Genomic DNA, 12100 nt, shown 5'->3' on the forward strand with positions numbered 1-12100 from the left:
TCGCGCATCTCAAGCGCGGTCTGCGCAATGCCAGCGCGGGCAAGGGGGTGACCGAGACGCAGGCCAAGGCGAGCGCGCTGTGCGAGGCCATCGAGCGTTACAGCGGCGGGCGGCAGGGCGACGAGACGATCATCACCGCCAGTCATTGCGCGATGCGCGAACGCCACGGCGACGCGGTGATCCACCCCAACGCGGTGATGGGCTACAGCGCGCGCCAACTGGCCGAACGGGATGCCTGGAACGCGAAAGAATCCAAGTTCAACCGCGTCCCCGAGCCGCTCGACGAGACCTTGCCGATCGACTGGACGCCGGTGTGGTCGCTGACGCAGGAAGGGTACACATACCTGCCGACCCAGTTGCTCTATTTCGCCTCGCCCGCCAGCGCGGACTGCGACCGCTTCTTCGCCATGGGTTGCTCCAACGGCAACGCTTCGGGCAACAACCTGGAGGAGGCGGTGTTGCAGGGCTTGTTCGAGCTGGTCGAACGCGATGCGGTGGCGCTCTGGTGGTACAACCGGCGGCGTGTGCCGGGCGTCGAGATCGCGAGTTTCGGCGAGCCCTATCTGCTGGATCTGGCGGAGCATTACGACGGACTCGGGCGCGATACCTGGGCGCTGGATGTCACCAGCGACCTGGGGATTCCGGCCTTCGTCGCGGTGTCGCGATTGCGCGACGGATCCCAGGAGCGCCTGCTGTTCGGTCTGGGGTGTCATCTGGATGCGCGGATCGCGCTGCAACGCGCCTTCGCCGAGATGAACCAGATGCTGGGTCTGGCAAGCGAGGGCCAGGAGGCGGGCGAACTGCCCATCGAGGATGCCGAGACGCGGCACTGGCTGACCACGGCGACCCTGGACAATCAGCCCTATCTGGCCCCCGATCCGGCCACGCCGCCGCGCGCGCTGGCGGATTTTCCCAAGCGTCACAGCGGCGATCTGCTCGCGGACATCGCCACCTGCCGCGCCATCGTCGAGTCGCGCGGAATGGAGGTGCTGGTGCTGGATCAGACCCGCGCCGATGTCAGGATGCCGGTCGTCAAGGTGATCGTGCCGGGGCTGCGCCATTTCTGGGCGCGCTTCGCGCCGGGGCGGTTGTACGAGGTGCCGGTGGCCATGGGCTGGCTGGAACGGGCGTTGACCGAGGATGAACTCAATCCGATTCCGATCTTTTTTTGAGCGGGGTGCGGTTCATCCTGACCAAGCAGTATTCAAAACCCTGATCCAGCCTGATTGGGAGCAACTCGGCCCCCTCGGTCGAAGTCAAACATCCGGAGTGACGCCATGCTCGTTGCCGTGCGTGATCTCAAGTCCAATCTGTTGCGCATTCTTGCCCAGGCGCAAGCGGGAGAGGTGATCGAAGTGATTTCACACCAAAGACCCATCGCCAGAATTATCGGGATTCCAGCCATGACGCATTCCGGTTTGGATCAAGGATTAGGCGAACTGATCGATCATGGAACGCTCTCATGGAGCGGCGGCAAACCAAGGTTCGCGCCTCCGTTGCAACTAGACCCAACGGGTTGCTGTGTCAGTCAGATGTTGCTGGATGACCGTCGGTGATCCTGTTTTGCGATACATCCGCCCTCATCAAGCTCTATCTGCTGGAGGCCCGCAGCGACGAGATGCAATCGCTCGCGGCAGCGGCCTCGATGATCGCGGTCTGTCGGATCGCCTGGGCGGAAAGCATGGCCGCTCTGGCACGGCGTATCCGCGAACATCCAGTCGATTTGGCGATGATCGATCAGGTACGCGAGCGTCTACGAAATGACTGGCCCTATTACGCGATCATCGAAGTCACCCAGCCTCTGGTGGAACTCGCGGGCGAGTATGCCGATACCTTTGCGCTACGCGGGTATGACAGCGTTCAACTGGCGGCAGCCAGCCTGCTGCGACAAGCCACGCAAGAAGAGCTTCGGTTTGCCTGTTTTGATGACCGGCTGTGCAAGGCTGCCGACGTTTTGGGTATGCGATGCGGTTGAAGCTACTTCGATGTCGAAACCGCGCGCCGTGGCGCGGGAAGCGAGTGCTTTATTGGTGAGAATTCAAGGCATGAAAAACTGGACGCGCGACGGCATGTTGATTGTTGCCACCTTTCCACACCACAGGCATGTTTCCCGGGATGAAGACGTCACAGTGATGCCTTCCAAGGGCGCTGAACTGGCGCTGGTTCTTGAAAAGATCGCCTTGTCGATCAATACCTGCGGACACTCATCCCGATGAATTCCAATTTCCATCTGCGCCTCTGCCCTGGCGCTCGTCTCCTCACCGAGGGTGAGGACTGGTTGATCGCCCGAGGCTTGGAGTCGGCGTTGCGCCATCGCGCGCCCGGTCCGGCGGCGCGCACTCTGCTGCAATCGCTGGTCGAGCCCGGTGGGCTGGCCGATGATCTGATCGCGCGCGCTCAGGCGGCGGAGCCGGAGATCATGGGCGCGACTTTGTATTACCTGCTGAATCGCCTGGAACAGCGCGGACTGCTGTCCTATGGTCTGGTTCAGGAGGGACAGCGATTGGCAACCCTGGAGCCGATGACCCCGGCCTTTCGTCTCGTGCCGCTGGAGGCCGACTCGGTGGCGCCTTATCGGCTGTCGCGCTTCGCGACGCTGCGCCGCGACGGCGAGCACACGCTGATCGAATGTCCGTTGGGTCACGCCCGTCTGCGCCTGCATGACGGGCGTCTGGCTGCCGTTCTGGGTGTGCTGGCGAGTCCGCAGACGGCGGCGACGTTGGCGGCGGACTCGCCCGAGCTGACACCGGCCACGGCGGCGGGACTCATTCAACTGCTGATGAGTCTTCAGGCCGTCTTCGTCTGCGATGACGCGGGCCTCATCCCGGAGGACCGCGACCCGGCGCTGCGTCAGTGGGAGCCCCATGACCTGCTGTTCCATGCGCGCAGCCGGATGGGACGCCACGACGCGCCGTTTGGCGGCACCTTCCGCTTTGTCGATCAACTGCCTCATGCGCCGGCCATTAAGCCACCGGGTCCGGGGAGGCGGGTGGTCCTGCCGAGACCCGATCCAAGCCGGACGGGACCGGAGTTCTTTGCGGTGGTCGAGTCGCGCCGCTCGATCCGTCAGGGCGGCGCCCAGCCGCTGACCCTGGAGCAACTCGGCACCCTGCTCTGGCATGTCGCGCGGGTACAGAGCCACCGTCCGGCCAATCCGGACGATCCCCGTCAGTACGCGTCAAGCCTCCGGCCGGTGTCCGGCGGTGGCGCCATGCACGAGTTGGAACTCTATCTGACCGTCACCCGTTGCACGGGCCTGGAGCCGGCGCTCTATCGCTATGATCCCGGCGCGCACGAGCTGGAGTGGATCGCCGCGCCGGGCGCCGCGACCCAGGGGCTGGTGAACGACGCCATGCGCGCCGCCGCGATGGAGATCCCGCCGGATGTGCTCATCACCCTGGCCGCGCGCTTCGCGCGCATGGCCTGGAAATACGAGAGCATGGCCTATGCGGCCATCCTCAAGCATGTCGGGGTGATGTATCAGCAGCTCTATCTGGTCGCCACGGCGCTGGGACTCGCCCCCTGCGCGCTTGGGGCGGGTGACTCGGAGCGGTTCGCCGCCGCCGCTGGAACCCGTTATCATGAGGAAACCTCGGTGGGTGAGTTCGCCCTGTCGGGGCCGCCGGATGGCCGGGCTGAATGAATCCTGCTGCGGCACGTCGCCTGGAACGTGCAGCGTACACCATCGACTTTTTTTGGGAACAATGGCAATCAAATTTGCCGCTAACTGCCATGACACAGCCAGTTTTTGATTTGAACGATATTTTGCATGAGCCATCCGATGAACAGTTGGCATTCTTGATGGAGTCTGTCGCGGTGGAGGTGCGTCAACGTGCTCACGTCGCGCGCACACAACTGATGGCTCTTTTACAGGACGAGATGGATGCGCTCCAAGAGCATCGGCAACCGGCATGACCGACCATGAGAAACCCCGGATCATTATCGTTGCCGGTCCCAACGGTTCCGGAAAGACGTCGATTACTGAACAATTGCTGATGCATGCCTGGATGTCTGGGTGCGTTTATGTCAACCCGGATTTGATCGCCCGCGACGAATTTGGCGATTGGAACGCCCCGGAAGCCGTGCTTCAGGCCGCACGGCGCGCCTCTGACATTCGCGAACGTTGTCTGCGAAATGGCGAAAGCTTGGCGTTCGAGACGGTTCTGTCCGCACCGGACAAACTGGAGTTCATCCGTCGGGCGCGTGCGAGAGGATTCTTCATTCGGTTGTTCTTTGTCGGCACCGATGATCCGTCGATCAACGCCAAGCGCGTCGCCATGCGAGTCATGGAAGGCGGGCATGACGTTCCGATTCCAAAAATCATCAGTCGCTATACCAGATCGCTCGCCTGCTGCTCGGTGGCCGCCTGTTTGGCTGACCGAACCTACCTGTACGACAATTCCGAGGAAAACGCGTCGGCAAAACTCCTGTTTAGAGCTTCTCAAGGTCGCTTGATCAAAGTCTACGGACAGATCAATCCCTGGGCGAGAGCCATTGCGCAACGGCTTATTGAAGCAAACGAGTGACGTTATGCATGAGAAAACCTCGGTGGATGAGTTCGCCCTGTCGGGGCCGCCGGAGCAATTCTGAAATGAGCTGCCAGCTTCCAGCCCACTGCCATTCCGTGAAGCCGTTCGTGGTGAGCCCTTCGGCGGCGCTCAGGAGAGCCTTGTCGAACCATGACCTCGGACTGCGCGACCGCTTCTAATGAACATGCTCTTTCGCCAGGCCGCGCTCGCCAAAGTCACGGATCCGGATGAGCTGGATCGGTCGCTGGAGATCGTCCGGCCCATGCACGTTCTGGGTCTGAGTCTGGTCGCGGCGGTGACGCTTGCCGGCGTTATCTGGAGCATCCTCGCCACCGCGCCCGAGCGGGTTGGCGGCGAGGGCGTGCTGCTCTCGACCGCTGGCGTCGGGGTCGTGACCTCGCCCGATACCGGCTGGATCGAGCGCCTGCTGGTGCGGCCGGGCGATGTCGTCGACAAGGATGCGCCGGTGGCCGAGATCCGACGCCCCGACCTGCTCGATCAATGGCAAAGTGCCGTCACGGAGGCCGAACAATCCCGCCACTATCAGGACGCGCTCCAGCGCTCCAACGAGGCGCAATGGCGACTGGCCGATGAACAGGAGGCGCGTCTGCTGCGCGCCTATCGGGAGCATCTGGCGAGTCTGGAGGCGCAGCACCAGATCCTGCTCAAGCTCAACGAGGGCATGTCGAAATTGCGCGAAAAGGGCGCGATCTCGACCGAGTCGCTGATCGAAAGCCAGGCGCGGCTAGGCGAGCTGGAAAACGATATGTACACGATCCGCAACCAGATGACGGAGCTGGAGGTGGAGCACGAGACGACGCGCAATCAACAGCGTCGAGAACTCGATCAGGCCCGGATGCAGGCGGACCTGCTGCGCGATCAGGCCGAGAATCTGCGCCGGGAGTACGAGCGCGACCGCCTGGCGAGGGCGCCGGCGGCTGGTCTGGTGGTCGAGGTCAGCGTCAGCGAGGGCGATCCGCTGGCCCCAGGGCAGGCGATCGCGCGTCTGCTGTCCTCGGTTGAGGGCAATCCGCGCGGCGTCAAGGCGATGGCCTTCGTGCCCGCCGCCGACGGCAAGCGCATCCAGACCGGCATGGAGGCGCGGGTCGCGCTCTCGACCGTCAAGCGTGAACTCGACGGCTATCTGCTCGGCACCGTGATCCGGGTCGCGGAGCTGCCCTCGAACCGGGCCAGTTTGATGAACCGGCTGCGCAACGAGGTGCTGGTGGACAAGATTCTGGCCGACGGCCCGCCGCTGGAGATCGAGGTCGAGCTGCGCCCGAGCCCGGTCAACCCGAGCGGCTATGTCTGGTCGTCCGGCAAGGGGCCGGCGGTCAGCATCCAGCCGGGCATCCTGACCCAGACCGAGGTGGTGGTCGGACGCACCCACCTGATCAGCCTGCTGTTCCCGGTCTTCGATCATGTCTTCGGCTGGTATCGGGCCGCGACACGATGAATCTGGTAAAGATCCTTTGAACCGCAAAGAACACAAAGAACGCAAAGGGTTTCAGTGCCTTGTGTCCATGACGACATTTACCCCTTGGTAAATATCATGAGTATTTCAAACCCTTGTTTTTCTTTGCGTCCTTTGCGCCTTTGTGGTTCCAATTGCCGGATCTAGAATGAAGCCTCAACGTCCGGTCAAGACCCCGACCATCCTGCAGATGGAGGCGCTGGAGTGCGGCGCCGCCGCGCTCGCCATGGTGCTGGCCTATCATGGGCGCTGGCTGCCGCTGGAGGAACTGCGGGTGCTCTGCGGGGTCTCGCGCGACGGCAGTAAGGCGCTCAATCTGCTGAAGGCCGCGCGCTCCCTGGGGATGGAGGCGAAGGGGCAGCGACGCGAGCCGGCCGAGTTGGCGAACCTGCCGGTGCCGGCCATTCTCTTCGTCAACATGAACCACTTCGTGGTGTTCGAGGGGATCGTCCAACAGGGGTTTCGGATCAACGACCCGGCGAGCGGGCGCCGGGTGCTGAGCGGCGAGGAATTCGACGGCTTTTTCTCCGGCATGCTGCTGGCCTTCGCGCCCGGACCGGATTTCCAGCCCGGCGGGCGACCGCAGCCGCTGTTGCCGCGACTGTTCGAGATGACCCGCACCACCCTGCGTCCGATCGCGCTGGTGCTGCTCGCCAGCGCGCTGATGGCGGTCTTCCTGATGCTGATGCCGGCTCTGCAGCGGATCTATCTGGACAAGATCCTGATCGGCCGGCTCGATGCCTGGGTCTATCCACTGCTGGCGGTACTCGCGGTGATGGTGCCGCTGCTCGCGCTGCTCTCTTATCTCCGGTTGACGCTGGTCGCCCGGATCGGCGCGCGGCTGTCCGTCGTCCTCTCGACGCGGCTGGTCTGGCATGTCTTGCGTCTGCCGGTGCCCTTTTTCGTGCAACGCTACGCCGGCATGGTGAGCAGCCGCATCGGTCTGGCCGATGTGCTGGCCTATGGGCTGTCGCGGATGCTCGCCGAGGTCACGATCAATCTGGCCCTGCTGCTGCTGCTGACCCTGCTGCTGTTGCAATACAGCCTGACCCTGACGCTGATCTGCGTGGGGCTGTCGGTCGTCAACGTGCTGCTCTTTCGCGTCCTCCAGGAGTCGCTCAAGGAGGTCTCGGAGAAGGTCGCGATGGCCTTCGTCAAGATGCAGAGCAAGGTCATGCAGGGACTGCGAATGATGGAGACCCTGAAGGCGACCGGCACCGATGACCTCTTTTTTGCCAAGTGGTCCGGTCTGCACACCCTCTATGTCAATGCCGAGCAGAAGAGCATTCAACGGACCGCCCTGATCGCGGCCACCCAGACGCTCACCGCCACCCTGACGACGGCCTCCGTGCTGGTGGTGGGTGGCTACTACACCATGATCGAGGACTTCAGCATCGGCATGCTGGTGGCCTTTTCGGTGATCGCGGGTCTCTTCACCCAGCCGGTCGCGGCCCTAGTGAACGCGGCGACTCAGTTGCAGGATCAGCGCGGCAACCTGGCGCAGATCGACGATACCCTGCGCTACCCCCAGGCCAGCGAGTTCGATGACCGGAGCGCGACGGCCCCGGAACGCGCGACCACGACACGACTGAAGCGCCTGAGCGGCCGGATCACCCTGGATGCGATCGCCTTCGGCTATGCGCCGCTGGAGCCGCCGTTGATCGAGGGGTTCTCGCTCGACATGGCCCCCGGTAGCCGGGTCGCGCTGGTCGGGGCCTCGGGCAGCGGCAAGTCCACGGTCGGCCGCCTGGTCTCCGGACTCATGGAACCGCGCGCCGGCGAGATCCGTTTCGATGGTGTGCCGCTGCATGAGCTGCCGCGCGACATCCTGCGCAATTCGCTGGCCGTGGTCGATCAGGAGATCGTGCTGTTCGAGGGCAGCATCCGCGACAACATCACCCTGTGGGACGACACCATGCCGCACGCTCAGATGGTCGCGGCCGCCGAGGACGCCATGATCCATGCGCTGATCATGACCCGGCCCGGCGGCTATGACGCCCGGCTCGAAGAGAATGGACGCAACCTGAGCGGCGGTCAGCGTCAGCGTCTGGAGATTGCCCGCGCGCTGGTCGGCAATCCCTCGATCCTGGTGCTCGACGAGGCGACCAGCGCGCTCGATGCCGTGACCGAAAAGGCGGTGATCGACAACCTGCTGCGGCGCGGCTGCACCTGCCTGATCATCGCCCATCGTCTGAGCAGCATCCGCGACTGCGACGAGATCATCGTGCTCGACCGGGGCCGCATCCTGCAACGCGGCACCCATGAGGCGCTGATCGCCGGGGATGGTGCCTATCGGCGGTTGATTGAAACATGACGGATCGATCTGGACTCGTGACCGACTCAACCCTGCTTGCGCAGTCTCTCGCGCCGCTCGGCACCCGCCATGGGTTGGCCGGAAACGCGCCGCGCCGCTTCGATGACCCCGGCCGCGCGGCGTTGGTGCTGAACGGCCGCGTGGAACTCTTTCTGGTCGCGCTGCGCGATGGCGAATCGGTCGGCGCGCGCCATTATTTCGCGACGGTGCCCCAGGGCGGACTGATCCTGGGGATCGATTCGGCGCGGGTCGGCATGGGATTGAGCCTGCTGGCGCTGGGGCCGATCGGCACGGAGATCCTGGAGGTCGCGCCTGCGTCGATCGAAGGGCTCGCCGCTACGCCCGAGGGCGCCGCGCTGGTGGCGCCGGCGCTGGATCGCTGGGTCCAGGCGCTGATGCGCGGCATGGCCCGCTGGGTCACCCCGCGCCCGGACATCGACCACCAGATCACGCCCATTGAGGCCAGTTCAGGCGATGGGCTGTCAGGCGCGCCCCTCTCGGTGCGCGCTGGCCGACGCTTCACGGTGCGCGGCGGGGTGGGCTGGGTCCGGGTCACGCCGAGCGACTGTCTGCTGCTCGACATGCAGGAACTGGCGGAGGACGCGACCGAACGGCTGTTTCCGCTGTCTCCGGACGGCTGGCTCATGTCCCTGAAGGACCAGGCGCTGGCGGCCGTCGACACCCGCGTGGCGCTGCTCGATGGCGCCGCCTGGACGGGCCTGACGGCGCTGCACCGGCTGCTGTTCGAGATCGGCGTGATGAATCTGCGTCTCGCCGATGTCGACGAACACAACCGTCTGCGGGCGCGCCTGACCGCCACCACGGCCAAGCGATTGCAGGGTCTGGGGCAATTGATGGCGGCGGTGGACGTGCGCTCCGACCGGATCACCGAGCCGCTGAACGAGCCGCCCCTAGTCGCGGCGGTACGCCTCATCGGGCAGGATCAGGGCTTCGCGGTGCGTCTGCCGCCCAGCGCTGGCGACGACGGGACAGGCCCGCCGCCGACGCTCACGGAGTTGGCGCGCGCGAACGGGTTCCGCATGCGCGCGGTCAGCTTGCGCCGCCGCTGGTGGACCTCCGATTTCGGCATCCTGCTCGGTTTCGATCGCGACAGCGGCCAGCCGCTGGTGCTGCGGCTCGATGCGCGCGGACGCCCGCGGATCATCGACCCGACGGGCGACGCACCGCCGCCCTTCGAGCGGGTCGGCGACACGGCCTATCAGTTGAGCGGCTCGCTGCCGGCCCGCTCCATCGGCTATCGAGATCTCTTCCGGTTCGGGCTGTTTGGGCGTTCGCCGGATCTGACCGCGACCCTGGCGACCGGGGCCATGCTGGGTCTGCTCGGCATGGCGATCCCGGTGGCGACCGGGCTGATGATCGATCAGGTGATTCCGGACCACGAAACCGGGCTCTTGATCGAGATGGGCCTGTTGCTCGCGGTCCTGGGCGTCACCGGCTTCGTCCTGACCTACATCAGCCTGCTCGGCTATGCGCGCATCGAGGCGCACCTGGGCCGCGCGCTGCAATCGGCCCTGATGGACCGTCTGCTGCGGCTGCCGCTGAGTTTCTTCCAGCGCTATTCCGCCGGTGAGCTAGCCACCCGCGTGGGCGCCATTACCCAGATCCAGAGCCTGATCTCCACGGCCAGCGCCAACGCCATCCTGAGCGGCGTCTTCTCGGTCTTCAGCTTCGTGCTGATGTTCCTGTATGACGCGCACCTGGCGCTCTGGGCCAGTCTGGCCGTGCTCATCTATGTGACGGGCAGCGCCCTGCTGCTGGCGCGGCGTCTGCGTCAGGAGCGACCGCTCGCGGCCATCAACGGCGAGATCAACAGCACCCTGCTGCAACTCATCCTGGGGGTCACCAAGATCCGCCTGGCGGCCGCCGAGGACCGCGCCTTCGCGCGCTGGGCAGACCTGTTCGCGCAGGGTCGCCGGCGCCGGATCAGCGCCGAACGACTGGGCGCGACCCAGGCGACGCTGAACGAGGTCTTCGCGCTCTCCGGCCTCTTCCTGTTCGTGCTGGCGATCGGCAAGCCCTCCGAGGCCGAGTCGCTGGTCGCGCTTGGGGCCTTCGCCGCGCTCCTGATCGCCTTTCAGCGTTTCGCGGCGGGCATGACCGAGATGACCCAGGTTCTGACCCAGCTCCTGGCCATTCAGCCGCAGATGGAGCGGGCGCGCCCGCTGCTCGACGCCTGCCCGGAAGCGGTCGAGAGCCGCGAGCATCCGGGGCTCATCTCCGGCGCGCTGGAGGTCTCCGGCGCGCGTTTTCGCTACCGCCAGGAGGGTCCGCTGATCCTCGACGGGGTGTCGCTCAAGGCCGCGCCCGGCGAGATGATCGCCATCGTCGGCCCCTCGGGTTCGGGCAAATCGACCCTGATGCGCCTGCTGCTCGGGTTCGAGACCCTGGAGACTGGCGCCATTCTGATCGACGGCAAGCAACTGGATCACCTCGACGCGGTCGCGGTGCGCCGGCAGATGGGGGTGGTGCTGCAAGGCTCGCAGCCGCTGCCGGGGTCGCTCTATGAGAATATCGTCGGCGCCGTGGGCGGTACGCTGGACGATGCCTGGGAGGCGGCGGAACGGGTCGGTCTGGCCGATGACATCCGCGAGATGCCGATGGGCATGCACTCGGTCATCCTCGAAGGCGGCAATTCACTGTCGGGCGGGCAGTTGCAGCGACTCATGATCGCCCGCGCCATCGTCGGACGCCCGCGTATTCTGTTGCTGGACGAGGCGACCAGCGCGCTCGACAACCGGGTCCAGGCGGTAGTCACCGAGAGCCTGGAGCGCTTGAGCGTCACCCGAGTGGTGGTCGCCCATCGGCTCAGCACCGTCATCAACGCCGACAGGATCTACGTCCTGGTCGACGGGCGTCTGGTCGAGACGGGCCGTTATGCCGAGCTGATGGCGGCGGATGGGGCATTCGCGCGCTTGGCCGAGCGACAGATGGTCTAATGCGGCCGCTTGAGATCGACAAGGTTCTGCAGGCCGATACGCACTCACGGTGAATGACTCTCATGACCTGGCTGAAAAACTTGGCGTTAAACCCCTGGATCATCCTGCTCAGTCTGGCGGGAGGTCTGGCGCTGGGTGCCTATCTGCCCGAGTTGTCGCTGCAACTCGCGTTCGTGGGTCACCTCTATCTGGATCTGATGAAGATGATCGTGCTGCCGTTCATGCTGTCGGCGGTCATCCTTAGCACGCAACGTCTGATCCAAGAGGGCGGCGGCGGTCGGCTCTTTGGCCGCGTGCTGCTGGTGTTCGCGGTGTTTGCGCTCATCGCCGCCGTGATCGGCGCTGGCACCATGCTGGCGCTTCAGCCCGGCGTCGATCTGCCGCGGGAAACCCTGGACACCTTTGGCGCGATCGTCGGCGGCGACCTGGACTCCAACAACCTCGCCATGGAACTCAATGGCCCGGATCCGCAACCGCCCACGCTGGGCCTGGAAGCGCTGTTGCTCAGTCTGGTGCCATCCAACATCTTCGCGGCGCTGGCCAAGGACGAGACGCTCAAGATCCTGGTGTTTTCCATCCTGCTCGGCGTGGCCGTCGGCCGGGTGCCGAAGGACGTGTCGGACGGCTTCAGCAAGACGCTGGAGACTCTCTATCAGGGGTTCTAACTGCTAGAAGTTTTTGTAGTATTACATAGAATAAAATGCTATTCTATTTTGCATGAAACTCAGCACTTGGGCAAAGCAGCAAGGCATCTCGTACCGCACGGCCTGGAATTGGTACAAGGCCGGGCGACTGCCGGTGCCCGCGCACCAAACGCCGACCGGCA

At 64.8% G+C, this 12100-nt stretch carries 11 protein-coding genes; all 11 read left to right on the forward strand.

All coding sequences use genetic code 11. From position 1 onward, the window contains the following. The coding region (locus QZY07_RS22700) for a YcaO-like family protein (RefSeq protein ID WP_295407863.1) at window positions 1-1172 on the forward strand (1172 nt) is incomplete at its 5' end. Between the two features lie 105 nt (window positions 1173-1277). Then, on the forward strand, window positions 1278-1556 hold the full coding sequence (locus tag QZY07_RS22705; protein WP_295407866.1) for a type II toxin-antitoxin system prevent-host-death family antitoxin: 279 nt from the start codon (window positions 1278-1280) through the stop codon (window positions 1554-1556). After that, a complete protein-coding gene (locus tag QZY07_RS22710) occupies window positions 1553-1975 on the forward strand; it encodes a type II toxin-antitoxin system VapC family toxin (protein WP_295407869.1) in 423 nt (140 codons plus the stop codon). Before QZY07_RS22705 ends, QZY07_RS22710 begins: the two co-directional genes overlap by 4 nt. 10 nt (window positions 1976-1985) lie before the next feature. Continuing rightward, complete coding sequence (locus QZY07_RS22715; protein ID WP_295407872.1) at window positions 1986-2216, forward strand: hypothetical protein; 231 nt, start codon at window positions 1986-1988, stop codon at window positions 2214-2216. Further along, a complete protein-coding gene (locus QZY07_RS22720; RefSeq protein ID WP_295407875.1) occupies window positions 2213-3643 on the forward strand; it encodes a SagB family peptide dehydrogenase in 1431 nt (476 codons plus the stop codon). Before QZY07_RS22715 ends, QZY07_RS22720 begins: the two co-directional genes overlap by 4 nt. Then, the gene (locus QZY07_RS22725; RefSeq protein WP_295407878.1) at window positions 3640-3915 is read left to right on the forward strand and encodes a hypothetical protein; all 276 of its coding nucleotides are present in this window, start codon (window positions 3640-3642) and stop codon (window positions 3913-3915) included. Before QZY07_RS22720 ends, QZY07_RS22725 begins: the two co-directional genes overlap by 4 nt. Then, window positions 3912-4526, forward strand: coding sequence for a zeta toxin family protein (locus QZY07_RS22730; RefSeq protein WP_295407880.1), 615 nt, complete (start codon window positions 3912-3914; stop codon window positions 4524-4526). Before QZY07_RS22725 ends, QZY07_RS22730 begins: the two co-directional genes overlap by 4 nt. A gap of 181 nt (window positions 4527-4707) precedes the next feature. After that, window positions 4708-5985: an NHLP bacteriocin system secretion protein gene (locus QZY07_RS22735; RefSeq protein ID WP_295407883.1), complete on the forward strand. Its 1278-nt coding sequence runs from the start codon at window positions 4708-4710 to the stop codon at window positions 5983-5985. Between the two features lie 166 nt (window positions 5986-6151). Next, window positions 6152-8317 carry an NHLP family bacteriocin export ABC transporter peptidase/permease/ATPase subunit gene (locus QZY07_RS22740; RefSeq protein WP_295407886.1) on the forward strand — a complete coding sequence of 722 codons (2166 nt, stop codon included), beginning with the start codon at window positions 6152-6154 and terminating at the stop codon, window positions 8315-8317. Between the two features lie 17 nt (window positions 8318-8334). Next, window positions 8335-11274 (forward strand): NHLP bacteriocin export ABC transporter permease/ATPase subunit, encoded by a 2940-nt coding sequence (locus QZY07_RS22745; protein WP_295407888.1) that lies wholly within the window; start codon window positions 8335-8337, stop codon window positions 11272-11274. Between the two features lie 62 nt (window positions 11275-11336). Then, entirely contained in the window at window positions 11337-11939 is a 603-nt protein-coding gene (locus QZY07_RS22750; protein ID WP_295407891.1) for a cation:dicarboxylase symporter family transporter, read from the forward strand. Window positions 11940-12100: the final 161 nt, after the last annotated feature.

The sequence above is a fragment of the uncultured Thiocystis sp. genome, assembly GCF_903866365.1.
GTDB lineage: Bacteria > Pseudomonadota > Gammaproteobacteria > Chromatiales > Chromatiaceae > Chromatium.